The organism is Anaerococcus provencensis, from assembly GCF_000312365.2.
In the GTDB taxonomy this organism is placed as follows: domain Bacteria; phylum Bacillota; class Clostridia; order Tissierellales; family Peptoniphilaceae; genus Anaerococcus; species Anaerococcus provencensis.
The window spans coordinates 918,807-944,440 of record NZ_HG003686.1; the positions used below are offsets into that span (position 1 = coordinate 918,807).

Consider the following 25,634-nt stretch of genomic DNA (forward strand, 5'->3'; position numbering starts at 1 on the left):
CGCCTCATTAGAGACGGTCATTTGCTAATATTATTGATTAAGTTCAATTATTGTAGCTTTATCTGACTCAGGAATATCTTCTTTTGACCAGTCTAGACTAAGGTAGATATCTGCTTTTGCATATTCTGATAGTTCACTTAAACTGTCTGTAAGTTTTTCAAGTTTTTCTTTATCAAAATCTATAATATCGTAAATTCCATCTACATATACTTTTCCAATATCATAGTCACGAGCCAAGATTCCTGCAATGAATCCTTTTAGTGCACAATGGCAGTTGATATTGTAACTTCTTGCGTTGATGACTCTAACTTTGTGATCAGATATTCTAGTTCTATCTTTATCTGTTGTTATGAAAACTATATTGTTGATATTGTTTTCTTTTTCTTTGTTAGCCTCATCAACTAGATATTGTGTCTTTCCTGTTCCTTCTTCTCCAATTACGTAATAAAGCATTTACATATCCCCCTTAATTTTATTAAACACTACTTTTTGAGACTTGTCCCCTTGGACAAATCCGTTTCTATTCATTTTTTCTATTACCTCATCCCTAATCAACCGCCATGATGTATCCCAATTACAAAAGGCTGTTTCTTCTTCTGGAGCTCTTCCTACTAGCCTTTGAACTGCAACATCAGCTTTTATGACTCTTAGAAACTCGATAACATTTTCTATATATTCTTCCTTTGTAGGCATTATAAATTCGTTATTTTGATACATTTCATATAATTTTGTACCCTTTATAACAAATAGCGAATGTATTTTGATTTCTTTAACATTTAAAGCATTGATTATACTAGCTGTTTCTCTGACATCTCTTATATCATCCCAAGGTAGGGATAAGATAACATGAGTACAAATACGAAAACCGTATTTATTAATAAGATTACAGGCCTCGATAAAGTCAGCTAATGTTTCACCCCTATTTAGTATATCCAGGGTCCTATAATTTGCAGTTTGTAAGCCTAGCTCAAAGATAATATCCTTATCAAACTCTTTGCTCCAATTATTAAGAAATATTAGCTTATCTTCAGTAATAGAATCAGACCTAGTAGATATAGATACACCAACTATATAGTCTTTTTCACAAGCTCTTATTATTTCCTTGAATTCTTCCAAAGTCATATAAGTATTGGTAAAGTTTTGAAAATAAGCAATAAACTTATTTGCCTTGTATCTTTTGCCAATGTAGTCTTTATTTTGGCTAAGCTGGGCATCTACACTTAAGTATGATGGCAAATTTTCAAAAGAACCACCAGTCTCACCGCAAAATATACATCCACCATAACATTTGGCCCCGTCTCTATTTGGACAGGTCAATGATAGCTTTACAGGAAGTTTATAGACCTTTTCACCATAGGTGTCTTTGTAGTACTGGCTGATAGAATAATATGGATTATTCATCAATATCTTCTACATCTTCCTCTTCTATATCATCTATTCCTTCTAGTTCAACTTCTAAATCTGAATTATAGTCTTCCACTACTTGATCTATGGCTTCATCATCCCAATAGTGGGTGAATAGATGGAAAACTTCTTCTAATTCTTCCTCATCATCTATTAATCTTAGGTCGATTTCATCTTCTTCGAAAGAATCCTCATAGTAGAATAAATAAATTTCATAACTTTCACTAGAAATCAAAGCTACATAATCTGTTCCATCAACTGAAAATATATCCAGTAGATAACACTCATCGCTAGCTTCACCTAAATCGATTTCAATGATAGCCTTGCCTTCGTTTTTTAAAAATTCTACTTCATGACCGTGCAATTCTAATTTTTCTGTCATAAGCTACTCCTTATAGTTTTGCTAAATGGGTTAGGGCAGTGTCCACTAATTTTACAATATCTGCTATATCTTCTAGTGGAGAAAAATATTTGCCGTTCTCCCCTTGTTTATATTCTACCCCTAATGAAATCAAGTTAACATCTAAATTGTTAAAAATTATACTTGAATCTAGTGAATATTGTGTTTTTACCACATCAAATTCTTCTCCAGTTAAATCATTGAAAGCTTGTTTAAAGACCTCAGTTAAGTTATCTTTACTGTTTTTCCACCTCGGTATTATTAAACCACTTTTTATATTAGCGGAGCTTATCTTTGCAGCCATTTTAGTTGTCTTTAACATTTCTTTCATTGATTCACTAGTTAAAGACCTATAAACTATGATGAAATTGAAAAATTCTTCACTAGTTCTTGATATGGACAAGTTGATAGATGATATAAGTTCATTGTTCAAATTATCAACAGCATAGGCGCCAGATGGAACAAGCTCTACAAAGGAAGCCAAGTGTTCAAATGATACTTGAGTTATAGGATTATAGTCGCTTAAATTGATTTCTTCTATAGAAAAATCCATATTTGGCTCATGTTTTAAGTTTTTTTCCATATATTCATTTTTCACTAGATTGAAAATATCCTTTAGAGCACTTTCATAGTCAGATTTGATTATAAAATCTATATGCCCAAAGCTAGGTATTCTGTCGTACCTATCCCCTGCTTGAAGGTTTATAATATCAAGGTCTACCTTTGCCTTAATTTTTCTAATAAAAGTTACTAAAGATTTTATAGAATTTATCCTAACCTTATCAAGGTCAGATCCGCTATGACCACCTATAAGATTTGAAAGGTTAATTCTAAATACCTTATAGTCATAGTCTGGATAAAATCTTTCCACTGGAATATTTATTTTTGACAAAATCAAAGCAGAAAATTCATTTGCAAGACACCTTGATTGTCTAAGATTAAGATTAATTATATTCTTATTTCTTAGTAGAAAATATAAGGCCTTATAGTCTCTATTCTCATTTTGAAAATTATTGTTGGTAATCAAAACATCAAAGTCATTAGAAGATCTTTGTAAAAGCTCATTTATTGCTAACAAAGAATTAATATAGTTTAAATCATTGCTAGAATACAGATAAAGACCATCTTCGCTTAGTGATATTTTTGAATTTTTTATATTTGAATCAATATTTAAGTGTAATACAGCTTTTGGATTATCTGCTTTTTTGATATAGATGGAATCATCAAAGTATGATATATCGTATTTTGATGAATGAATAATAAATTCTTCTATATATGATTTTTCACTGGTTAAAGCATCTATCGATTCAAATTGTCTTAAATTTTCTTGAAGATTACTTATCGTATTTGCATAATCCATAACTTTTGCCTAATAGTATTTTTTGACCTCAGATTTTTTATAAAGATCATTTACTAGTTCTAAATATTTTTCCTGTCTTTTTATCATCTCATAGGTTGATCTAACATTGTCTTTAATGTCTTCAAAGTTTTGTTCATTTACTTTTTTATCATCAAGTTTTATAAGATGGTAGCCAAATTGAGATTTGACTGGTTTAGATACTTCTCCTATTGATAGTTTATCAAGTCCCTCTTGGAATTCAGGAACCATAACTCCTTTTGGAAATGTTCCTAAGGATCCACCGTTATCCTTTGATGGGTCTAGGGAATGTTTTTTTGCAGCCTCTGCAAAGTCTAAACCATTTTCTATCTCTTCTAGTATTTTATTAGCTTTATTTTCATCTTCTACTAAAATATGAGAAGCTGTGTAAGTTGTTGGACTAAATAAGGTATCCTTATTTTTATTGTAATAATCAAGGACTTCATCGTCATTTATAGTCACTTCATTAAAAATCTTATGCATAGCATAATTTTTTAGCATATCATTTTTGACTTCTTCGAGTCTTTGCCTAAATTCGTCTTCTTGGTCAAAATTATTTTCTTTGGCGTTTTGAAGTATAAGTTCTTGGTTAACAAGTTCATCAGTCAATATATTAAATCCTTCTTTGGAATTAAATCTTTGCTTATCTTCTATGCCAGCTAAAAGATGAAATACATCATCTTCGTATATTTTTTTACCATTTACTTCTGCTAATAATTTATTTTCGCTCATTAGTTCCTCTTTACTAGTTCAATTTTGTTATCATATATCTTAATATCGTTGTTTTTATAAAGTCTGCCTATGGCTCTTTTGAAAGATGATTTGCTTATGCCAAATATAGCATTGATCTTATCTGGACTTGACTTGTCTGATAGATGAACCACACCATCGTGATCTATCAAATAATCCAAAATCATATCACTGTCGTTATTAATTTCTAGATAGGCTCTTTGTCTTAGGGAAAGTTCAATCTTTCCATCATCTTTGACTTCTTTTACCCTGGCTTCGATTAGTTCGCCTTCAACGTGAACTCCTCTTAGCTCATCCATTCTTAGCAAGGAATCGTACTTATTATCTATTGCAACAAAAGCACCTATTGCCTTATTTATAGAATAAATTCTGCCAGTTACTTCATCATTTTCTTGAAATCCGTGATCAGTTGTTAGAAGATCACGGATTTTGCTAGTTAGATATATAAAACCATTACTATCTAACTTAAAAGCAACAGGATAGGTCATATGCATGATAACTCTATAAGTTCTTTCTGTAAAAGGCATAAAAACATGGTTTCCTCCTTCTATTTCAAAGTAGACACCCTTCTTATCAACTTTTACAGCTTTCAAATCATAAATCTTATCTACTTCATAGGGAAAATCTCTAGTCGCTCTTATTATATTATCGTAGTCTCTATATAAATAAGCTTCAACTTTTTCCCCTTGATGTAGGTCTCTTACTTCTTTTTTATCTATTGCGGCATCTCCAAATTTCGTTTGTAAATATGCCTTATTTTTTGTAAATCTTTTAATCTTATATTCTTTAATAACAAACTCCTAATTTAATTGTTTTAAGGTAAATCCTTCACCAAGCACTTCAGATATAGTATTTGTGAATATGAAGGCCCTGTCATCAACCTTTAATATGTCTTCTTTGATTAGTGGATATCTTCTAAAGGTAGAAACTGTTAGGATAAGCTTCTTTTCTCTTCCTGTATAACCACCTTCGGCATGGAGTAGGGTCACTCCCCTATTGTGCTTTTTAATAAGTATTTCGTTTATTTCTTCATACTTATCACTAATTACATAAATGGCAATCTTCCTCCCAAGACCTTGTATAGCATTATCTAGGGCAATGGATTGGATAATTATTGCAAGTGTAGCATACATTGATTTTTCTATGCCTATTACAAATGCTGATAATATTACTACTGTAAAATCAGCAAAAAACAAAGAAATATGTATAGGAATACTTGTATATTTATTAATAATAGTTGCTATAACATCTGTTCCACCTGATGAACCTCCATTGTAAAAAATAAGTCCAAGACCAGCCGCAAGAACTATAGGTCCACACAAGGTATTTAATAGTGCATCACCAGAAAGGCTAAAATCTGGTAGAAATCTTTCAAATAAAATTATCTCTATTGATACAGTTACAGCAGATAGAAGAGATTTTTTTGCAAAATCTACGCTTACAAATATACCACCCAAAACCAATACAAGGGCGTTTAATATAAAGTTTATTATACCTAGGTCAACATTGAACAGGTTTGAAAATACAAGTGATAGACCAGATACTCCACCAGCTGAAATATCATGTATTAACAAGAAAAAATATAGGCCTACACCTAGGAGTAAAGATCCTACAAAAATCGATATATTCTTTTTCATCCAATACCTCCACTATCTTATAATAAAAGCTTATCATAAAATTTTAATTTCGTAAATTAAAATAAAAAAGAGAGCCAAAGACTCTCTCATATCCACTGAGGAATTTCTTGATTATAATTATCATACATTAAAAGTAATAATTTTTCCTCTTCCTTACTAAATAAGCAAGGCTTTGATGATCTAGCATTTACCATATTTTCCAAGATTAAATAAGCTTGGTAAAGTGCAAGAAGTCTGAAAAATTTGATGGGGGCTTTTTTCCCATCAAAATAGGTACATATAACTCCTCTAGAAAATTCGGGATTATTTATAGCAATTCTATTTATATTTGTAAAATCAAATATAGGATCACCAACTTCTTTAAAGTCCAAAGCTAAGAAATTAAATTTATCGTCAATCATAATATCATCAAGGCTAATGCCACTAAGTAAGTAGCTTGTATTAACAGATTTTGTTAGGTGCTTATTATGGCTAATATAATCAACCAATATATAATCATTATCTTCGATATTATCGCTTAAACCATGCATATAAAAAAGATAGTTGGCTCTTGTCTTACATAGCTTATACCAGTCAATATCTACACTTGCTGGTAGGCTATGAAATTCTTTTAAAATTTTGCCAAATTTAGATCCCATTTCATATTGATCCTCTTCATTAGCCTTTTCTAAGTATTCTCCTAATGACATGGAATTGTTAATATCATAAATTTGGTAGTATTGATTTACTTCTTTCAAATAACCTTGTTTAATAGCTTTTGAAAATTTCTCAAATTTGTTTATAGATTCACTCTCATTTTTATGTGAATTATCATAAAATTTTAGCAAATAAGACCTATTATCAGCTCTTATTTCATAGGTATTCTTAGAAATATAGGTGAAATCTTGGTCAGATAAATCATCAGCTAAAAATTCAATTTTTTTAAGTGTATCTATTATTCTTTTATCCATCTTATTTATATTTATTAATTTCTTCTTCCACTTCTTCTGGACCTTCTAAATCTAAAAGGCCATTTGCAAAGTCTTCACATTCTTTGAAAGATGAGTTGATAATAATATCCTTAATCTCTGCTACTTTTGCAGACGCAGATGAGAATTCGTCTAAGCCTAAGCCTAGTAGTAGCTCTGTTGCAAATGTATCTGATGCAAACTGTCCACACATGCCTGTCCATTTGCCGGCCTTGTGAGATGTATCTATAACATGTTTAATAGCTCTTAATACAGCTGGGTTATAGTTAGAATATAGCTCAGAAATAAATTCGTTGCCCCTGTCTACTGCTAGGGTGTATTGAGATAGGTCATTTGTTCCTATTGAGAAGAAGTCTACATATTTTATTAGCTTATCTGCCATAAATACAGAAGCTGGTGTTTCAACCATTATTCCAACATCAAGGTCTTTGTTATAGGCAATGCCCTCTTTGTCAAATTCTTCTTTGATTTGCTCTATTAATTCCAAACTTCTCTTTATTTCAGCCACACTAATAACCATTGGAATCATTATTTTTAGATTACCATAGGCAGATGCGCGAACTAGTGCCTTTAATTGGGTTATAAATATATCTTCCCTATCTAAGCATAGTCTTATTGCTCTGTAGCCTAGGAATGGATTGTCTTCTACTGGGAATTCAAAGTAATCTAAACCTTTATCTCCGCCTATATCTAGGGTTCTGATTATAAGAGGTTTGTCACCTAGCATCTCTGTAGCTTCTTTGTATACAGCAAATTGTTCTTCTTCTGTTGGGAAGTGATCATTTTCCATATATAAGAACTCTGTTCTAAATAATCCTACCCCATCACAGCCATTATCAATGGCAATTTTAAGATCTTCAATATTGCCAATATTTGCAGATACTTCTACATGACGATTATCTTTTGTTACTGCTTCCTTATCTTTTATCAAAGAAAGTCTTTCTTTCTTTTCTTTTTGCTCTTTGATCTTAGACTCGTATTCGGCGATTAATTCATCAGATGGATCAATTATTATAAAACCTTCATTTCCATCTATTATGGCCTTTTCTCCACCTTTAATCTTTGTTGAAATATCTTTCATACCAACCAAGGCTGGCATATCTAAAGTTTGGGCTATGATTGATGTATGGCTTGTTTTTCCACCTAGATCTGTAGCAAATCCAACTACATTATCCTTATTCATATTTGAAGTATCAGATGGAGTTAATTCTTTGGAAATCACTATAGAATTTGGCTCAATTAAAGATAAATCTTTTGGCTTGATACCCTTTAATTTATACATCAATTGATATCCTATATCTTTGTAATCGCTTGCTCTCTCTTTTAGGTATTCATCGTCTATTTGACTCATTATTTCTACCATTTCATTAATGGTTTCATTTAGAGCAAGCTCAGAATTCTTTAATTCATTGGCAATTTTACTTTCAATTGTATCTGAGAAATATGGGTCTTGCAATAATTCTTTGTGTGCATTAGCAATATTAACTTGAGCTTCATTTGCTCCATTTGTATCACTAAGTTCTTCTAGATAAGAGCCTAATGCGTTTTGAATTCTAGTTTTTTCTTCCTCGACCATATTCTCACTTATCTTGGATTTGTCGATAGCTACTTCTTGCCTATTAAAAAGGTAGATTGTACCTATAGCAAGTCCACTAGAAGCCTTGATTCCTTCGTATTTGGTATTCATATTCATCCCTTCTAAACAAAGTATAAAAAAAGGATACTTAATCAGTATCCTCTTACTAGTTAAATTATTCTGATAAGTTTTCTATAAAATCTACTAATTCGTCAACAAATTTTTCTTCGTCTTCACCTTCTGCAATTAGGGTAATTTCTGTACCTTTTGCAATTCCAAGGCTCATAACGTTGAAGATTGATTTTGCATTAGCTTCTTTACCGTCTTTTATAATTTTAACTTCACCAGGATAGTTTTTAACAAATTGAACTAAACTTGCTGCTGGTCTAGCGTGTAAACCTGTTTCGTTTGTTACAACGACTTTTCTTTCTGCCATAATAATAGCCTCCTATATTCTTTTTCTATGTTTATATTATAATTGAAATTGTTTATATTTTCAACTTAAAGACTTGGTTGATTCTCTTAATTTAAGGTTTGCATCTATTATCCAATCGTCAGTTAAGATGTCATCTTCTTGACGAATTCTCTTTATCAATGCTCTTATAGCTATAGCACCAATATCATAGTATGGAATAGCCATAGTTGTTAGGTTTGGCCTATATATACTTGCTATTGATCCATCACCAAAACCTGCTACAGACAAATCATTTGGTACATGAATTGCATTGTCGGTACAGTAATCAATAAAACCTATGGCTAGCTGATCAGAGTAACAAGCCACTGCACTGATATCATTTTCTTTGCAAAGAGCAATAGCCTCTTTGCCAATCTCGTATCCATCATTACTTGTCTTGCCATTACACTCTAGATAGTAGATATCTTTGCCAAGCTCACTACAAGCTTTCTCATATCCAGATTTTTTGGCATGATTTAATATGTTATCAGCACTATCGTTTAAAAACAAAACATTTTTATGACCTGACTCGAATAGATGTTTAACTAGCCTATATTGTTCTGTTTCGTAGTCAATTCTTACTGTATGTAGCGTTTTAAATGAATGGTACTTATCTAATAGTATAAATGGAATTCTTGTTTCTCTAAGTTTTAGAAGTGTCTCATCACTTACGTCTTCTGCTATGATTACTAAGCCTTCTACTTGCTTAGTAGCTAAAAAATCGATAGAATTATTTATTTGCTCTTCTTGTCCGTAAGAAGAAGTTAGTAGCATATCATACTTATAGAGTCTACCTATTTCTTCAATACCTCTTATAAGCTGTGCCATGTATTCTATTCCAATATCTTGAACTATAACACCAATTAGATTTGATTTTCTCATTACAAGGGATCTTGCAAGTTCATTTGGTTTAAAATCAAGCTTATTGATAGCATCAAGTACTTTTTGTTTGGCTTCAGGACTTACTGGTTTTGAATTATTCATTACCCTAGATACTGTAGATATAGATACTCCAGCCAATTTTGCTACATCTTTTATTGTTGGTTGACCCATATTTTCACCTTCCTAAGAAAAAGAGCCATCGTTTTGATGACTCTTGACTCATTATCTACCAGATATTACATTTCTTACTATATCTATTACATCCATAATCAATGATGAATAATCACCAACAGATGCAATTCCAGCTCCTACAGTATCAATACTATCTACAGCTGTTTCTCCGACATAGTTTACAGTGTCTCTGATGTCATCAGTTATACTATTGACATTTGTCATAGTATCGTTAGCCTTTGCTATAGCCATTCTTAGATTTGGATCTTGAACAACTGTGTTAACATTTGCTACTAACGAATTTGCTTGATCAACTACTCCAGGAAGTTTTTCAATAACATCATCAAGATTGTCTGCATTCTTATCTAAAACTTCTTGGACTGAGCCAACTAACTTGTTTACACTTGCTAAAGTTTTAATCAAAAACACTAGCGCAACTATACCTACTATAGTCAGTATTATATTTCCAAGAAGATTAAAATTAATAGTTACCATTTAAAACTCCCTAGTTCTTTTTATTTTTCTTGTCTATCTCAACTTTTACTTTTTTATCAGCGTTTTTAGCTTCTTCTGCCTTATCTTTTGCAAGTTCTGCTGTTTTATCAGCGCTATCTTTTACTTCTTCTTTTGCTTTGTTAGCTTCTTTGACATTTTCTTCGTGTTTTTCGCTTGTTACTTCTGATGCTTCTTTAGCGCCTTCTTTAACATCGCTAGCTACATCTGTAGCAGTATTAGAAATAATCTTTCCTACTTCTTCTGCTCCTTCTGCAACATTGTCTTTAACATTTTCAGCTGTTTCAGCTAATTGTTTACCAGTTTGTCTAGCAATTTCTTTGCCATGGTCAAAACCTTCTCTAACTGGTTCAAGGTCTGTATATGCTCTATATTTCATATCTTCATAAGAATCTTTAGCATTATCAACCATATCAGCTGCACTATCTACCAAATCATTTGTAGTTTCTTTTACAGTTTTAACTGTTTCGTCAAATGCATCACTGATATCTTCTCTAGTTTCTTTACCAGATTTTGGTGCTAATAATATACCAGCTGTAACACCAACTAATGCTCCAAGTAGAGCACCTTGGGTTCTCATTCTACTGTCGTGGTTTTTAGCTTTCCAAATCTCGTATTTTATTTCTCTCTGTTTAGCGCGTGCTTTGTCTTCAATATAATCTGATATTGACATATAATAATCTCTCCTTTTAAGTTTTGATATTTAATATATACCCACAAACAAAAGTATATAACAAATAATCATAAAAAATCCTAAGGTGGCCCTATATTATAACCTTCGCTTCTGTGAAGGTGGGCAAGCCGTCTAGCATTTCTGAAGTCCACTCTTTGGAGGCATTCCATCCAAACTAGAACAAAGCAATCCCTTATAATAGTTGTAGGTTTAAATTCGGACCTGTCTTCCTTAGGATGTCTTAATTATAATATATAGGAAAAAGTTTTTCAATAAATTATTTATTTTATAAAACTCCTAATAGGTATTTAAACTTAAAATTATCAATAAATATTAGTCAACTTTCTTTTTTATTAGACCTAATATAATCGCTGTAACTAGTGATCCAATAACTATTGCTAGCAAGTATTGGATAGGATTTTCTACTACTCCTATAACCCAAATTCCACCGTGTGGCGCTCTTAGAGAGCAATTAAATATCATTGAAAGCATACCAGCTATACCGCTACCCACAATAGAAGCTGGTATTACTCTAATTGGATCTGCTGCAGCAAAAGGAATTGCTCCTTCTGATATAAATGATAGACCCATTATTATATTTGTTGGAATAGTTTGCTTATCTTTTTCTGTGTATCTATTTTTGAAAATCATCATTGAAATTGCAAGAGCTAGTGGTGGTACCATTCCTCCTGCCATGACAGCAGCCATTACCATTGAAGAACCAGATGCAAGGGAAGCTGTGCCAAATAAGTATGCAGCCTTATTTACTGGTCCACCCATATCTACAGACATCATGCCACCAAGTAAAAATCCTAGAGCAATCTTTGAGCCATTGCCCATTGTCTCTAACCAATTTGTGATTGATTCATTAAGAGCGGCTAGAGGAGGATTTAATAAAAGTAGCATGATAACACCAATGGATAAGATTCCAAATAATGGAAAGATTAGCATAGGCTTTACACCGTCCATGGATTTTGGCAAACCTTTAGTAATTTTTCTTAAGAAGATGATTATATAACCTGAAAGAAAACCAGCTACAAGAGCACCCAAGAATCCAGCACCGCCAGCATTTGCAAGATATCCTCCAACAAAACCAACAGTTAATCCCGGCCTATCAGCAATGGACATTCCTATGAAACCAGCAAGTACTGGAAGCATAAATCCAAATGCCGCCCCACCAATTTCTTTAAAAAGAGCTGCGACAGGTGTATTTGAACCGAAGTTTGCAGGATCAATTGTATAGTCATCTAATAGGAAAGCTAGGGCTATTAGTATACCGCCACCAACGACAAATGGAAGCATATGGGATACGCCATTCATCAAGTGCTTATAAATTGTTTGTCCGATAGATGGTTTTTCGTCAACATTGCTATCAGAAGATGAAACTTTTTCTGCTGTATAAATCCTTGTATTAGTATCTAAGACTTTATCTATCAATTCTTTAGGCTTGCTTATTCCATTTGATACTTTTGTGTCTACAACTCTCTTGCCTGAAAATCTAGTTTTTTCAACACCTACATCACAAGCAATAATTATTCCTTTGGCGTTTGCTATTTCTTCTTCTGTTAGGGCGTTTTCTATACCAGTTGACCCATGAGTTTCGACTTTCATAGTGTAACCCATTTCTTTAGCCTTTTCTTTTAGGGCTTCTGCAGCCATAAAAGTATGGGCTATGCCAGTAGGACAACCTGTAACAGCTAATAAATCATAAGTTTCATTATTAACTTCCTTTGTAGCAAAATCTTCTGGAAATTTTTCTTTTTCTTTATTAGATATTATATCCAAGAATTCACCACTTGATTTTGCATTTAGTAGGTCATTTCTAAATCCTTCATCCATAAGCATAGTAGATAGTCTTTGTAAGAGGACTATATGCTCATCAGAAGATTTTTCTGGAACTGATATTAAGAAAAATAACTTAGTTGCCTCTCCATCCAGGGAATCAAAATCTGTACCACTAGGAACAGTCATTGCTGCTAATTGTGGAAACTTAACGCCTGCTGACTTGGCATGAGGTATAGCTATACCTTCACCAATTCCTGTAGTGCCTGATTCTTCTCTTTTTAGCACATCTTTTTTATATAGTTTTTTGTCAGATAAGTTGCCACTAGTTTCTATTAAATTTACAAGTTTATCTATTAAATCTTCTTTGCTTGCTGGACTTTCACCTAGCTTGATAGAAGATTCTTTTAATAAATCAATTATTTTCATATCTTCTCCTACATTTTTTCGTATAGATTATAAATTTCTTCTTTTCTTGCAATATTTTCAGAAAAAGCTGTCGCTGAACCACAAGCTAGGGAAAACTTGAAGGCGTCTTCATATGTATTGTTATTAATAACAGAATATACAAAGCCGGCTAGCATTGAGTCTCCTGATCCTACCGAATCGACCAATTCACCCTGAGGAGTTTCTAAGAAATAGTCATTTCCATTCTCATCTAACATATATGCTCCATCTGCACCAAGAGAAACAATTATATTTTTAGCTCCCATTTCTTGGAGTTTCTTGGCATATAACTTGATATCATCATTATCGTCAATACTTACATCAAATATTTGCTCTAGCTCTCTCAGGTTAGGTTTTATCACAAAGGGTTTATATTTTAGACTTTCTTTTAATGATGCTCCAGAGCTATCAACAATGATATTGACCTTCTTATTTTTAAATCTATCCATTATTTGTCCGTAAAAGTTAGCATCCATACTTTTTGGTATTGACCCAGATAAGAAGAGATAGTCATTTTCTTTTATTTGCTCAAGTTGATCAAAAAGAGCTTCTATTTCAGACTTGCTAATTTCAGGACCATTGCCATTGATTTCTGTTTCCTTTTCTGCTTTTATCTTGGTATTTATCCTAGTAAGACCCTCACTTACATGGATAAAATCAGAATTCAAATTAAAATCATCTTCTGTCATCCTTTCTAGTTCAAAACCAGTGAAGCCAGCTACAAAACCCAAGCAAAGTGAATTTTCGCCCAAGTTTTTTAGTAACTTAGAAACATTTATCCCCTTTCCACCAGCCTTAAATGTCTCATCGACCATTCTATTAGTTTCGCCAACATCGAGCTTTTCAACTCTAACTATGTGGTCTATGGCAGGATTTAATGTTAAGGTATATATCATATCTCCTCCTTATAATTTTTTATAATCACTTCATCCTTTGACTTGGAATTACTGATAATCTTAAGATCATCATCCTTTGAAAAAGTCACTTGAAAAACTTTGCCAAACTTAGAAGCATCTGCTAAAACATATGCTTTCATGCACCTAGATAGGGCCTTGGATTTGACCATGGCTTCATTAATATCTGGTGTTGTAAAAGCAAGATCTTTATCTATGCCATTAGTCCCAAAAAATCCAAGGGAAAAATTAAAGTTTTCCAAGTATTGACAAGTACTAGCACCTACTAAGGCGCCAGTTCCCTTTTTAAATTCACCTGGTAATATAAAAACTTTTTTGTTTCTTTCAGATAATTTTTGACCTATAGATATAGAGTTGGTAACATATGATGTATTTTCTGCATCAATAAATGGAATAAGCGCTTCAACACTAGTGCCAGTATCCAAATATACGAAGTCATTTTCTTTTATCAAAGACGCAGCATAAGATCCGATGATTTTCTTTTCATCAATGTTCTTTGTCAATTTATTCTCCATTTCTTCTTCTATGCCAATAAATTGAGCGTTTTTGATTGAACTTGCTCCACCAAATACCTTTTTTATTTTATTTAGAGAATCAAGCTCGTTGAGATCTCTTCTTATAGTTGCTAGCGATGCACCTAAATCATCTGATATTTCAACTGTTTTTATTGATCCTTTGTCATTTACAAGATCAATTATCCTAGAAAATCTTTCTTCCTTTAACATGATAAATCCTTTCCTGTTAATAATATAATACAAATATAAATCATTGTCAAGCATACGCAATCAATTTCAATCATTTTATTATATAAAAAAGACTCTGCATTTTAAAAGCAAAGCCTAAATCTTTATATCTTCATAGTCTGAAACTAAGTCTATATTTTTATAGTCAATAAAACGAACAAATTTAATCTCATAGCAGTGGAGCAAAAATCTGTTTATATTAATCTTTGAACCGTATAGCTTATCCCCAATAATAGGATGGCCCAAATATGATAGTTGTGACCTTATCTGGTGTGTTTTGCCTGTCTTTATATCCGCCCTAATATAGCTGATATTATTTTTTTGATCATAATCTATCGTCTTGAAGTGGCTTATAGCAAGTTTGCCCTCGCTACCTACATCATATCTTTTCATATTCTCATTATAAGCAAGTTTAGTTTTGAGAGTTTTATCAATTTTTACATTTCCCTCCACGACTGCCAGATAATATTTAAAAAAATTATTGTCTTCGATTTGTTTTTGATAGTAGGCAAAAGCGTATGGATTTTTGGCAACCATTAATAAACCTGAAGTGTTCATATCAAGTCTATTTACAAGTCTTATCTTTGATTTTATATTGTTATCTTGAAAGTAGTAGGCTAGATGGTTTGCTAGAGATTCCTGTCCTTTGGAGTTAACTGTAAGATTAGCTGCCTTGTCCACTACCAATATATGACAATCTTCATAAACTATATTTAACTTGCCTTTTATGGGATCATAGTCCAATTTTTCATCTTCTATTGGAATCTTTAATATATCTCCTGCTTTTAAATCTTGATTATTACTAGTATTAATGTCGTCAATTATATATCCAGTCTTTACTATGTCTGTAATTGCTCTTTTTGAAAATCCATTTTTTTCTAAAAACTTTTTAACTTTTATATCTTCGTTTATATTAAAACTAATGTAATTCATATTCACCTCTATGTTATAATACTATAAGAGAGGATTTTTGATATGACAAATGTTATTAATATTTTTAGAAATAAATCAAAATTTAGCAAGAGTGTCTTTTTTAAAACAAAGGACATATTAGAAGATTATGGCTTTGAGGTATCTAGTAACTTTAATACTGATGCTATCTTAAACCTAGTTATTGGTGGTGACGGCACATTTCTTAAGGCAGTACATGATACAAACTTTACCAACATCCCATTTATCGGCATAAATACCGGACATCTTGGTTTCTACCAAGAGGTTGAAGTTGATGAGATTGAAAATTTTGTCAAGGCTTTTAAGGATGGCAATTACAAGGTGGAAGAACTTACCATTCTAGAGTCACAAGTTAACAAAAAACGCATGGATTCACTAAACGAAGTCGTTGTTAAGTCCAATAAAAATCAAATAGTTAGGCTCAAGGTTTTTATTGATGGAAACTTTGTGGAAAATTTCCAAGGAGATGGTTTGATTATTGCCACCCCTCACGGTTCTACTGCCTACAACCTATCCTGCGGTGGATCTATCTTGCACCAATCTCTTAAGGGCTATTCACTAACACCAATTGCACCTATTTTTTCAAATTTAAATAATGCAATTATTTCTCCAGTTGTTCTTCCAGAAGATGCAAGTATAGACATTTTAGTTTCAAAAAGGGACAATTACCACACTGTCTTCATTTTTGATGGCAAGGAATACAATACTAGAGACTATAAGATTAGTATCAGAGTTTCAAATAAGACAATAAAAAAACTTATCCTTGATAAAAATCACTATTGGACTAATATCAAGAATAAGCTTTTATAAATTAATCGAGATTAACTTGGTTAAAGATATCCCTTATCAGATTTCCAGCAATTGGTGCAACCGTCACACCACCAGTATCAGCTGAGTTTTCTACAACTATTGCTACTGCAATCTTAGGGTCATAGGCTGGGGCAAAACCAACAAACCAAGCATCAATAAATCCATTGGACTTATCTGCTGTTCCAGTTTTGCCTGCTACTTGGATACCATCTACATATGCACCCTTGGCAGTACCTTCGTTTACTACATCTACCATCAAATCACGGATAGTATTTGCATTGATCATATTGGTAACCTTAGATAGGATTTCTTTCTTATTTTCATAAATTACATTATTATCTTTATCCGTAATAGTTGAAACCAAGCGAGGTTTCATCATCACTCCTCCATTAGCAATTGTTGATGTTATCATAGCCATATGAAGGGGCGTAACCTGAGTTTTACCATAACCAAATCCTGTCATAGCAAGGTCTGCTTGGTTTAGTTCCTTATAAGGAATTACAGAATCATATTTTTCCAAATCAAATTCATAAGGCTTATTAAACATATATTTATCTGTCATATTCATAAGACTTTCTTTGCCCATCTCGTTAGTTTTAGCTGCAAAGTAAGTATTTACAGAATACATAAAAGCACGTCTTAAATCCAAGGCTCCAAAAACTTGATTGTCAAAGTTTGTTATCTCAAAATTTTGTATTAATTCAGATCCTGTATCTTCGTATGACTGATCTATCTTTGAATCCAATAAAGCATTGGTCGTCACAATCTTAAAGGTTGACCCTGGCCTATAAAGACCAGCAGAAGCTCTGTTTACCAAAGGCCCATTGTTATTTGCTATGAGGTTTTCCCAATCAGCATCCACAGAATTCGGATTGAAAGTCGGTAGAGAAACCATAGCAAGGATTTCTCCAGTCATTGGATTCATAACAACTGCCGCTCCAGTGTATTGACTCATATAATTGTAGGTTAAATTTTGTATATTTTGATTTAAGGTAAGGTGCAAATCGTTGCCCTTATCATTATTTACAATCATCTTCCTAAACTGACTTAAATTATCATCGTGAAGATTTAATAACCACTTGTTGTAGGTCTTTTCAAGACCAGTCTTGCCATAAGTCTTGGAATTATAACCTGTTATAGTAGAACTTATAGCTCCATAATTATAAATACGAGTTTTTGAACCGTCGGAATTTTCCTCATCATAGGCCAAAAGATTGCCTAAGCTATCATAAATATCTCCTCTGTCTATGGCATCTTCATTTATCCAAAGTCTTCTATTATTCTCATTTTTTGCTATTTCGCTTGATTTAAAAAGCTGGAAATATACCAAATAGATGGCAAGACCCATAAATAGGACGACAAAAAATATCATAACAAAAAGAAGCCTTTTATTTATGGTAGATTTTGATAGGACTTTTAGCTCTTTGCTATCTTTGATCCTATACTCTTCTTCTTTTTTCATTATCTTTTTTAGAAAAGTTTCATCTGTCTTTCTTTTTTTACTAGCTCGGTATTTTTTATCTTCACTCATCTATTTCATCTCCATATTTAATGTCAGATGCACAATATTGCAGACATCCAAGTAGGATAAAACCAGATAACATGGATGATCCACCTTGAGATATAAATGGCAAAGTTACACCAGTTAAAGGTATAAGTTTTAGGACTCCGCCAAGTATTATAAATGTCTGTATAGCAAATAATACTCCTATACAAAAGGCAAGAGTAGAAAAGAACTTGTCCTGTTGTATAAGGGAAATTTTAAAGGCCCTATATACCAAAATCATAAACAAAAGTATTACAGCAATTCCCATAAAGACTCCCATTTCTTCAGATATGGCTGAGAAAATAAAGTCTGACTCAGCAACTGGTATATAGTCTGGATGTCCTAGGCCAATTCCTGTGCCAAAAAGTCCACCACTTGCCAAAGCAAATAGAGCTTGGGTAATCTGGTAGCCTGTCCTATTTATATCAGACCATGGGTCAAGCCAGGTTGCAACTCTTATTCTAACGTGACCAAACATAAAATAAGCCAAAATAGAACCTAAAATCATGGCTATTATATTAAAGGTAATTAAAAATCTATCCTTTTCGAAGACAAATTGGCTTAGAATCATTAGGCCAAAAAATATCAGGGCCGTTCCCAAGTCTTTTTGCAAGAATAGGAATCCAATGTATACAAGGATTACAAATTCCATGTAAAATCTTCCAAAAGGTTTGCTAACGATTTGGTTGTAATTGCTATAGAAACTTGCAATAAAAAATGCTAGTGGTACCTTAATAAATTCAGATGGTTGAATAGTAATTATATTTTTAATAACAATCCAGTTTTTTGCCCCACCAATATAAGTACCAAATACAAGGGTTGCCATAAATAGTCCTATAGAAACTACTACATAAAATATAGAAATCTTGGACCAAAACTTAAAGGCTTTCAAAATAAAAAATGTCAGGAAAAATAGAACCATGCCTACAAGGTAAAATTGTAATTGTCTCTTTCCATAGGCAGGATCTAGTCTATAAATCATTGATACACCTATTGAAAACAGCATATTTACTATCATTACTAAAATATTATCAGCCTTAGTAATTTTACTTACCAAACTTGTAGATAGGATAACTACCAATAAGATTGCAAGGTAGGTATACAAATCAGTGTCGCCTATGTTTTGAATATTGTATATCAAAGATAGGGACAAAGATAAAATAGTAAATAGTAGTAGCAAAACAGCTGATTTTCTTGTGTATTTCTTCTCGTTTTCTACTAATACAAGGTCCTTATTCATTTTCCTCTCCTTGGATAAATAAGAACTGCAATTGACCAATATGAATTATGTCATTTGATTTTAGCTCAATCGCATCATAAATCCTCTCATCGTTGAGATAGGTTCCATTGGCAGATTTTAGGTCTTCTAAGAAATATATATCTTCATCTTGGATAATTCTAGCGTGGAATTTTGATAAATACTTATCCTTGATACAAATAGTATTTCTCTCATCACGACCTATAGTATCATCCTCACCTATGAAGTAATATTCTTGAACTATGAATCTAAAACCATCTTCTCTATTTAATAATTTGAGATATGTATCGGATTCCTTTTCCTTTTTAAGTGTAGTTCTTACGTCATAGTAGATAATTCTAATGATTGAATATATGAAGTAAAATACAACTACAACAAATACGTACTTAAGTATTGTTGAAATCAATTGATATAAAGTTAAGTTTCCAAATACATTTATTGAAAAAAATTTATCTATAAAATTAAAAAAACTTTCCATAATATCTTCCTTTTCTTTAGTATCTATATTTTACCACATAATATTCTTTTTAAAACTAAAAAACTAGGGCAAGTGCCCTAGTCTATTATTCTACACTATCAATGATTTCTCTCATTGCCTTTATAAGCTCATCTTTTTTCGCTTCTGAACCATCTCTACTATCACTTATAGCATTGACATACATTTTGATTTTTGGTTCTGTTCCTGATGGTCTTAATGCTAGCCATGATTTATCTTCAAAGTAATATTTCAAAACATTTGATTTTGGAAGTCCAGTTTCATCAAATTTATAGTCTATGATTTTGTCTGTTTTTAGTCCAGCAAGTTCATCGATTGGATTGTTTCTAACTTCTTCCATGATTCTTCCTATCCTTGCCTGTCCGTCAAGACCTGTTAGGGTGATTGATACAACTTCGTTGGCATAAAAACCGTGTTCTTGGTATATATCTTCAAGTACATCTAGCAGAGATTTGCCTTGTTTTTTGTAGTATCCTGCCATCTCAGAGATCATCATAGCTGAGTTTACGGCATCCTTATCTCTTACGAAATCCTTGTAGTTATAACCAATTGATTCTTCAAAACCAAAGACAAATTTACCTTCACCAGTTCTTTCAAGTTCGTTTGCTACAGCATAAATGTTCTTAAATCCGGTTAATACGTCGTATTTTTTAACGCCGTATTTTTCACAAATAGGACTAATCAAATCTGTTGATACTAGAGATTTTACTACAGCTGGATTTTCTGGAAGTTCTCCATTTTCTTTTAAGGCTGATAGGATATAATTGGTCAAAAGTGATCCTATTTTATTGCCTGTTAAGAAGACGTATTCGCCATTCCCATCTTTGATTTCTACTGCACATCTGTCTGAATCAGGGTCTGTTGCTAGTAAAAGATCAGCGTCTTTTTCCTTACCAAGTTTTTCTGAATACTTGAAAGCAGCTGGGTCTTCTGGGTTTGGATATCCTACTGTTGTAAAGTTTGGATCTGGGTTTTCTTGTTCTGGTACAACATAAATATTTTTAAATCCACGCTCATCCAATATTCTTCTTACTAGCTTATTACCAGCTCCATTTAGTGGAGTATAGACGATTTTGATATCCTTATCTATATCTTCATTTATTGTACAAGCTAGTACTTCTTTTACATAATCTTCAATCAAATCATTACTAACACATTCGATTATCCCATCTTCTAGACCTTTTTCAAAATCAATACGTGGGATTTCGAAAAAGTCTGGGTGTTCAGCAATGTGTCCTAAGATTTTGTCTGCTGTTTCATCTAGGATTTGGCTACCTTCACTATTGTAAGCCTTATAACCATTGTATTCCATTGGGTTATGGCTTGCTGTTATCATTACACCTGCAGCTGTCTTTAGGTGTCTAACAGTATAAGATAAAACTGGTGTTGGTTGAATTTCCTTGTGAATGTATACTTTGATACCATTAGCAGCAAAAACTTCTGCTGTTACGCGTGCAAAGTCTTCTGATTTGTGACGAACGTCATAAGAAATAGCAACTCCTGCTTTTTTTGCATCTTCGCCCATTTCAGCGACTGTATCTGCAAAACCTTGGCTAGCTTGGGCTACCATATATTCGTTCATACGGTTGGTTCCTGCACCTAGTTTGCCACGAAGTCCTGCTGTACCAAATTCTAATGAAGAATAAAACCTGTCTTTGATTTCTTCGTCATTGTCTTTAATTTCTTCTAGTTCTTTCTTTGTCTGTTCGTCGAATTTGTCATTGTTGTACCATAAATCAAAAGATTCTTTATAGTCCATTTTTCCCTCCTAAATTATAAACATTTATTGATAGACCTTCTACATAGAGGTCTCCTTCTATCTTCTTACTTGTATTTTTACCCTCTTTGGAAAAAATATTCTCAATACTTATACTTTTACTTTTTATAAAACTTTCTATTGATCTTCTAGGGATTATCTCTCCATCTTGACCAACATTTATCACGACAAGATTCTTTGAATTCTTGTAGGCTAAAGAATAAATTATCATCGAATCCTTTATTCCATCCATAAATTTTAGATTATTGCGGATAAAACTTGCATCTGTCCTTGTAAATGCCTTTAATGACTTCCTAAGTTCAACCAAATCTTTTGTGTAGTTAAAGATATCTAGATGTTCCTCTTTTTCTTTCCAATTGATAGCATTTACAAAAAGTGGAGAATTATAGGAATTCCTGTCGTTTTTCTTAGTGTGATTAAATTCATTGCCCTCATATATAAACACTTTACCAAAGGATAAAAAGATTAAGCCCATAGCAAGTTTTACATAATCATCAATTTGGTCCAGATTTTTAAGAGAAATCTGCAATTTATCATATAAAATCAAGTTGTCGTGGCAATTAAAATAATTAATCGACTCACTTGCATCATCAGCAAAGCCAGCTCTTACCTCATCATAGGCAATAGATCCAGCTATAGACTGCTCTATTATAGGCTTTAGATAATAGTCTCCTTGAATGTAACCTGTCCCGTAGGAATCAGTGTCTCCCTTTATAGCATCTCTAAAGATGTCGTTAAAAACTCCAAAACCATTAGATCTTTGTGATCCCTTTATAGTATGAAGATTGGCTGGAAGTGTCGTTTCAAGGGCCATCCATGGCTCTCCATATATTATGATGTTAGGATTTATCTTTCTTAGTTCCTTTACTGCAAGTTTTATAGTATCAAGGTCAATTATGGCCATTAGGTCAAATCTAAAGCCATCAATTTTATATTCCTTAACCCAATACTTCAAAGAATCTATGATTAATTTTCTTACAAATGGCCTCTCACTAGCAAGTTCATTGCCTACACCTGTGCCATTAGAAAAATACCCATCTTTGGTCATCCTATGGTAATAATTTTTCCCTAGTGTGTTAAGATTCGAATCATAAGACTTAAAAGTATGGTTGAAGACAACATCCATTACTACAGCTATATTTTTTTTATGAAATTTTCCAATCATCTCTTTTATTTCAAATATCCTATTTGTAGGATCAGTAGGATCTGTAGCATAAGAGCCTTCCGGGTTAAAATATAGCTCTGGGTCGTAACCCCAGTTGTAGTTGTCATCATCAAAAAATCTATCATTTGATTCGTCAACACTAATAAAATCATATATAGGTAAAAGCTGCACATGAGTCACACCCAAGTCAACTAGATTATCAATGCCTGTAGCAAGGCCCTTATAGGTCGTACTCTCCTGGCAAAGCCCAAGGTACTTACCTCTGTCCTTGACTCCACTTGTCTCATCAGCTGTATAATTTTTGACATTAAGTTCATATATTATAGCTTCATTTTCTGGTATTTGTGGGACTGGAGTCTCTAAAAATCCTTGAGGATTTGTTTTTTCCATATCACAAACTACAGAATACATAGAATTTATAGAAGAAGCAAAGGAGTATGGATCGGTCACCATATACTTATCATCTACAAAATAGGAATAAAAATATCCCTCATAGTCACCTGATAGAGTAACTTGGTAGATATCATATTCTCCTTTTTCCATCTTTATAAAATCTTTTCTTGGATTTCTATAGTCTTTTGATATGGCCAGATATATTTGCTTGACTGACGGAGCAAAGACTTTAAAAGTTGTCTCATCTTTACTATATATAGCTCCAAGCCTTATATCTTTAATCTGTTCATAGCTAATATTATTTATCAAAACTTCTTTTCCTTTTTAATAAGTTATCTAAGTTAAATTTGCTTGCCCATATGAAATTTTGCATTTGCTTTTGTATCCATTTTTCCTTGTCTATATAGTCTTTTTGGATATTTTTTCTCAAATTCACAAGATTTTCTAGATCAAGTAATACATTAAATGAATCATTGTAAAGCAATATTTCATCATACAAAATTTTAAAATCATAAGGGAAACTTTCCTTAGGCTCATTTAATAGCCTGTCAATAGTATATTTTACTATTTTGTTTTGATAAATGATATCATTCGCAATGTAATTTCGTTCCTTTCTAATTTTTTCATAAGTTTTGTAATCATCGTCAAGTAGATAAAATTCATTGGCAATGTCTAGATTCTCAACGATTCCTGCCTTAGTTGATACGACATTGGACATATTGTATAGGCAGTTTAATATATCAAAATTCTGATTATCCATTAGTGGATGAGCAAGGTTAGAATATATATCTGCTGCTGGATATAAAAGTCTTAGGTCCTTGACACCAATATTTTCAACAAAAATAATCTTTAATTTCTCTCTTATAATCTTGTCTGATTCTATAAGTTTTTTGAGGGCAAGGATAAACTTTATTGTTTCCTTTGCCACAAAATACCCTTCATTGGCCTTGCCAGAAAATATATAGGTTTTCGGCACAAAATAAGCATTGGTATTATCTCTTAGATAGAAATATTCATAGGCTATTTCTAGGGCATTTAATATCTGCCTCTTGCTTTCGTGGATAATAGAAAGCTGCAAATCAAATATTGAGTAAGGGTTTATAGATGAATCTTTCAAATATTCAATCAGCTTTACTTTGTTTTGGTATTTGATTTCATCAAGGCTATCGATAAAGTCCTTATCTCCTTTTAAGTATATAAGTTTCTTGCTATCGTTGTTATAATCCTTGATCTTATATTTATCTAATAGATTATAAAGCTTATTATTTGCAGATTTGCCATAGCTTTGTCTATCGCTTCCCATATTCATATAGGAAGTATTTTTTGAAATAGATTTGTTTTCAAAAAGTACCTTTGATAAGAATATATATTCTTTAGATATGGCTATATTTATATTTTTAAAAATTACTTGTCCATTTTCTATTAATGGCAAAAATCTCTCAGTTTTAGCAAGTTCTGCTTGTATGTCGATGATTGTATTATAAAGCTCTGGGTTTAACTTTCTTATTTCATCAGCTGGGTATTTTTCTAGGGAATCATCAGTTATAGAAAACACTAGATGGTAGAAAATCTCCCTTGTATAGGCAATTGCCTTTTTCATGGTGAATTTATGATCTCTAGTAAGAATTCTAATAAATTCAACTAAGGCCAGGGTCGGGTGAATGTCGTTTATGATAACATTGGTTTGCTTGTTGATATTATTAATATCTTTATAATACAGCAAATACTTTCTGACAAAGTCCCTCATAGCTGATGCAGCAAAGAAATATTCTTGCTTGAGCCTTAAAATTTTGCCCTCATAGGATGAATCGTCTACATAAAGAAACTGAGTGATCGAAAGGTTATTAATATAATCTTCGTAGGCGTTTATGATATCTCCATTAGAAAATTCACTTACATCTATTACAGATGTAGGCTCAGATTTGAAAAGTCTAAGAGTATTTACAAATTTTGCATCAGATGAGACTATAGGCATATCATAGGTCACCGTTTTGTGGTTTTTGCCATAGATTTCTATTAGATTGGTAAAAGATTTCTGGTGCTCCCAATTTGACCCATGCTCTAGCCAAGAATCCGACCTAACTTCTTGCTTGCCGTTTACTATAACTTGCTTAAAGTCACCAGATTCATAGCGAAGAGCATAAGCAGTAGCCTTAATTTTTTGATCTGTTAGGGCATTTATAAGATATGACGAACCCATGCCCATATCACCAATTCCAAGGGCTGGGTCGAGGTCATAGGACATGATAGAATCATAATCAAAGCCTATTTCACCAATGGCTGCTCTAATATCATCTTCAATATCAAGTTTATAAATAATATTTGCTAGAAAAGATCCTGGCAAATATTCAAAACTTAATATATAGACTTCGTAGCCTTCTTTTATTTTTTTGGAAGAAACCCAAGTCTTGCCCACGCTTTCCATAATATAGCGGCACAAGCAATCGTAGATTTCTCTTTCTCTTGCTGTATTTAGGTCTTTAGCATAAAAAGAATACAAATAATTTTGTATTCTTTCTATGATAGTATTCTTATTAATTTCCATA

At 32.5% G+C, this 25,634-nt stretch carries 24 protein-coding genes and 1 pseudogene; 1 reads left to right on the top strand and 24 read right to left on the bottom strand.

Features of this window, described 5'->3' with window-relative positions; genetic code table 11:
* Positions 1–30 precede the first annotated feature (30 nt).
* The 18 genes and pseudogenes from BN38_RS07100 to BN38_RS07180 all read right to left on the bottom strand — a co-directional run bounded on the left by BN38_RS07100 (position 31) and on the right by BN38_RS07180 (position 15,625).
* Positions 31–453 (bottom strand): hypothetical protein, encoded by a 423-nt coding sequence (locus tag BN38_RS07100; RefSeq protein WP_044566262.1) that lies wholly within the window; start codon positions 451–453, stop codon positions 31–33.
* Positions 454–1,401, bottom strand: coding sequence for a TIGR01212 family radical SAM protein (locus tag BN38_RS07105; protein WP_044566263.1), 948 nt, complete (start codon positions 1,399–1,401; stop codon positions 454–456).
* Positions 1,394–1,786 (bottom strand): DUF1292 domain-containing protein, encoded by a 393-nt coding sequence (locus tag BN38_RS07110; protein ID WP_044566264.1) that lies wholly within the window; start codon positions 1,784–1,786, stop codon positions 1,394–1,396. Before BN38_RS07110 ends, BN38_RS07105 begins: the two co-directional genes overlap by 8 nt.
* Positions 1,787–1,796: 10 nt before the next feature.
* Entirely contained in the window at positions 1,797–3,164 is a 1,368-nt protein-coding gene (locus BN38_RS07115) for a zinc-binding metallopeptidase family protein (protein WP_044566265.1), read from the bottom strand.
* A 9-nt stretch (positions 3,165–3,173) separates the two neighbouring features.
* Positions 3,174–3,914: a peptidylprolyl isomerase gene (locus tag BN38_RS07120; RefSeq protein ID WP_044566266.1), complete on the bottom strand. Its 741-nt coding sequence runs from the start codon at positions 3,912–3,914 to the stop codon at positions 3,174–3,176.
* The gene (locus BN38_RS07125; RefSeq protein WP_044566422.1) at positions 3,914–4,459 is read right to left on the bottom strand and encodes a S1 RNA-binding domain-containing protein; all 546 of its coding nucleotides are present in this window, start codon (positions 4,457–4,459) and stop codon (positions 3,914–3,916) included. Before BN38_RS07125 ends, BN38_RS07120 begins: the two co-directional genes overlap by 1 nt.
* A 162-nt stretch (positions 4,460–4,621) precedes the next feature.
* Positions 4,622–4,723: pseudogene (locus BN38_RS11525) on the bottom strand (RNA-binding protein); the annotation flags it as partial.
* A 9-nt stretch (positions 4,724–4,732) separates the two neighbouring features.
* A complete protein-coding gene (locus BN38_RS07130) occupies positions 4,733–5,569 on the bottom strand; it encodes a YitT family protein (protein WP_044566267.1) in 837 nt (278 codons plus the stop codon).
* Between the two features lie 86 nt (positions 5,570–5,655).
* Positions 5,656–6,519 (bottom strand): hypothetical protein, encoded by an 864-nt coding sequence (locus BN38_RS07135; RefSeq protein WP_049944465.1) that lies wholly within the window; start codon positions 6,517–6,519, stop codon positions 5,656–5,658.
* A gap of 1 nt (position 6,520) precedes the next feature.
* Entirely contained in the window at positions 6,521–8,224 is a 1,704-nt protein-coding gene (gene ptsP, locus BN38_RS07140) for a phosphoenolpyruvate--protein phosphotransferase (protein ID WP_044566268.1), read from the bottom strand.
* 64 nt (positions 8,225–8,288) lie between these two features.
* Entirely contained in the window at positions 8,289–8,549 is a 261-nt protein-coding gene (locus BN38_RS07145; protein WP_044566269.1) for an HPr family phosphocarrier protein, read from the bottom strand.
* 60 nt (positions 8,550–8,609) lie between these two features.
* A complete protein-coding gene (locus BN38_RS07150; RefSeq protein WP_044566270.1) occupies positions 8,610–9,620 on the bottom strand; it encodes a LacI family DNA-binding transcriptional regulator in 1,011 nt (336 codons plus the stop codon).
* A 51-nt stretch (positions 9,621–9,671) separates the two neighbouring features.
* Positions 9,672–10,115 (bottom strand): hypothetical protein, encoded by a 444-nt coding sequence (locus tag BN38_RS07155; RefSeq protein WP_044566271.1) that lies wholly within the window; start codon positions 10,113–10,115, stop codon positions 9,672–9,674.
* A 10-nt stretch (positions 10,116–10,125) separates the two neighbouring features.
* The gene (locus BN38_RS07160; RefSeq protein ID WP_044566273.1) at positions 10,126–10,806 is read right to left on the bottom strand and encodes a YtxH domain-containing protein; all 681 of its coding nucleotides are present in this window, start codon (positions 10,804–10,806) and stop codon (positions 10,126–10,128) included.
* Between the two features lie 333 nt (positions 10,807–11,139).
* Positions 11,140–13,017 carry a PTS fructose transporter subunit IIABC gene (locus BN38_RS07165; protein ID WP_044566274.1) on the bottom strand — a complete coding sequence of 626 codons (1,878 nt, stop codon included), beginning with the start codon at positions 13,015–13,017 and terminating at the stop codon, positions 11,140–11,142.
* A gap of 8 nt (positions 13,018–13,025) precedes the next feature.
* Positions 13,026–13,931, bottom strand: coding sequence for a 1-phosphofructokinase (gene pfkB / locus BN38_RS07170; RefSeq protein WP_044566275.1), 906 nt, complete (start codon positions 13,929–13,931; stop codon positions 13,026–13,028).
* Positions 13,928–14,674, bottom strand: a complete 747-nt coding sequence (locus BN38_RS07175; protein WP_044566276.1) for a DeoR/GlpR family DNA-binding transcription regulator — start codon at positions 14,672–14,674, stop codon at positions 13,928–13,930. Before BN38_RS07175 ends, pfkB begins: the two co-directional genes overlap by 4 nt.
* 114 nt (positions 14,675–14,788) lie before the next feature.
* Positions 14,789–15,625 carry an RluA family pseudouridine synthase gene (locus BN38_RS07180; protein ID WP_044566277.1) on the bottom strand — a complete coding sequence of 279 codons (837 nt, stop codon included), beginning with the start codon at positions 15,623–15,625 and terminating at the stop codon, positions 14,789–14,791.
* A gap of 42 nt (positions 15,626–15,667) precedes the next feature.
* Between BN38_RS07180 and BN38_RS07185 the strand changes: the two genes are divergently transcribed.
* Positions 15,668–16,453 carry an NAD(+)/NADH kinase gene (locus BN38_RS07185; RefSeq protein ID WP_044566278.1) on the top strand — a complete coding sequence of 262 codons (786 nt, stop codon included), beginning with the start codon at positions 15,668–15,670 and terminating at the stop codon, positions 16,451–16,453.
* A gap of 1 nt (position 16,454) precedes the next feature.
* Here BN38_RS07185 and BN38_RS07190 read toward each other — a convergent pair whose 3' ends face one another.
* The 6 genes from BN38_RS07190 to BN38_RS07215 all read right to left on the bottom strand — a co-directional run bounded on the left by BN38_RS07190 (position 16,455) and on the right by BN38_RS07215 (position 25,633).
* On the bottom strand, positions 16,455–17,984 hold the full coding sequence (locus BN38_RS07190; protein ID WP_044566279.1) for a peptidoglycan D,D-transpeptidase FtsI family protein: 1,530 nt from the start codon (positions 17,982–17,984) through the stop codon (positions 16,455–16,457).
* Entirely contained in the window at positions 17,977–19,239 is a 1,263-nt protein-coding gene (locus BN38_RS07195; RefSeq protein WP_044566280.1) for an FtsW/RodA/SpoVE family cell cycle protein, read from the bottom strand. The genes BN38_RS07190 and BN38_RS07195 overlap by 8 nt, the downstream gene beginning before the upstream one ends.
* Complete coding sequence (locus tag BN38_RS07200) at positions 19,232–19,735, bottom strand: FHA domain-containing protein (protein WP_044566281.1); 504 nt, start codon at positions 19,733–19,735, stop codon at positions 19,232–19,234. Before BN38_RS07200 ends, BN38_RS07195 begins: the two co-directional genes overlap by 8 nt.
* 85 nt (positions 19,736–19,820) lie before the next feature.
* On the bottom strand, positions 19,821–21,512 hold the full coding sequence (locus BN38_RS07205) for a phospho-sugar mutase (protein WP_044566282.1): 1,692 nt from the start codon (positions 21,510–21,512) through the stop codon (positions 19,821–19,823).
* Complete coding sequence (gene pulA, locus BN38_RS07210) at positions 21,502–23,397, bottom strand: type I pullulanase (protein ID WP_049944466.1); 1,896 nt, start codon at positions 23,395–23,397, stop codon at positions 21,502–21,504. Before pulA ends, BN38_RS07205 begins: the two co-directional genes overlap by 11 nt.
* A complete protein-coding gene (locus BN38_RS07215; RefSeq protein ID WP_044566283.1) occupies positions 23,387–25,633 on the bottom strand; it encodes a glycogen/starch/alpha-glucan phosphorylase in 2,247 nt (748 codons plus the stop codon). Before BN38_RS07215 ends, pulA begins: the two co-directional genes overlap by 11 nt.
* Between the last annotated feature and the right edge of the window lies 1 nt (position 25,634).

Coding starts and splice junctions, on each gene's coding strand:
- BN38_RS07130 (WP_044566267.1), bottom strand. CDS start 5,569: ATGAAAAAGAATATATCGATTTTTGTAGGATCTTTACTCCTAGGTGTA.
- BN38_RS07105 (WP_044566263.1), bottom strand. CDS start 1,401: ATGAATAATCCATATTATTCTATCAGCCAGTACTACAAAGACACCTAT.
- BN38_RS07190 (WP_044566279.1), bottom strand. CDS start 17,984: ATGAGTGAAGATAAAAAATACCGAGCTAGTAAAAAAAGAAAGACAGAT.
- BN38_RS07185 (WP_044566278.1), top strand. CDS start 15,668: ATGACAAATGTTATTAATATTTTTAGAAATAAATCAAAATTTAGCAAG.
- BN38_RS07125 (WP_044566422.1), bottom strand. CDS start 4,459: ATGCCTTTTACAGAAAGAACTTATAGAGTTATCATGCATATGACCTAT.
- ptsP (WP_044566268.1), bottom strand. CDS start 8,224: ATGAATACCAAATACGAAGGAATCAAGGCTTCTAGTGGACTTGCTATA.
- BN38_RS07145 (WP_044566269.1), bottom strand. CDS start 8,549: ATGGCAGAAAGAAAAGTCGTTGTAACAAACGAAACAGGTTTACACGCT.
- BN38_RS07120 (WP_044566266.1), bottom strand. CDS start 3,914: ATGAGCGAAAATAAATTATTAGCAGAAGTAAATGGTAAAAAAATATAC.
- BN38_RS07155 (WP_044566271.1), bottom strand. CDS start 10,115: ATGGTAACTATTAATTTTAATCTTCTTGGAAATATAATACTGACTATA.
- BN38_RS07175 (WP_044566276.1), bottom strand. CDS start 14,674: ATGTTAAAGGAAGAAAGATTTTCTAGGATAATTGATCTTGTAAATGAC.
- BN38_RS07200 (WP_044566281.1), bottom strand. CDS start 19,735: ATGGAAAGTTTTTTTAATTTTATAGATAAATTTTTTTCAATAAATGTA.
- BN38_RS07110 (WP_044566264.1), bottom strand. CDS start 1,786: ATGACAGAAAAATTAGAATTGCACGGTCATGAAGTAGAATTTTTAAAA.
- BN38_RS07135 (WP_049944465.1), bottom strand. CDS start 6,519: ATGGATAAAAGAATAATAGATACACTTAAAAAAATTGAATTTTTAGCT.
- BN38_RS07180 (WP_044566277.1), bottom strand. CDS start 15,625: ATGAATTACATTAGTTTTAATATAAACGAAGATATAAAAGTTAAAAAG.
- pfkB (WP_044566275.1), bottom strand. CDS start 13,931: ATGATATATACCTTAACATTAAATCCTGCCATAGACCACATAGTTAGA.
- BN38_RS07165 (WP_044566274.1), bottom strand. CDS start 13,017: ATGAAAATAATTGATTTATTAAAAGAATCTTCTATCAAGCTAGGTGAA.
- BN38_RS07215 (WP_044566283.1), bottom strand. CDS start 25,633: ATGGAAATTAATAAGAATACTATCATAGAAAGAATACAAAATTATTTG.
- BN38_RS07115 (WP_044566265.1), bottom strand. CDS start 3,164: ATGGATTATGCAAATACGATAAGTAATCTTCAAGAAAATTTAAGACAA.
- BN38_RS07160 (WP_044566273.1), bottom strand. CDS start 10,806: ATGTCAATATCAGATTATATTGAAGACAAAGCACGCGCTAAACAGAGA.
- BN38_RS07205 (WP_044566282.1), bottom strand. CDS start 21,512: ATGGACTATAAAGAATCTTTTGATTTATGGTACAACAATGACAAATTC.
- BN38_RS07100 (WP_044566262.1), bottom strand. CDS start 453: ATGCTTTATTACGTAATTGGAGAAGAAGGAACAGGAAAGACACAATAT.
- BN38_RS07195 (WP_044566280.1), bottom strand. CDS start 19,239: ATGAATAAGGACCTTGTATTAGTAGAAAACGAGAAGAAATACACAAGA.
- BN38_RS07150 (WP_044566270.1), bottom strand. CDS start 9,620: ATGGGTCAACCAACAATAAAAGATGTAGCAAAATTGGCTGGAGTATCT.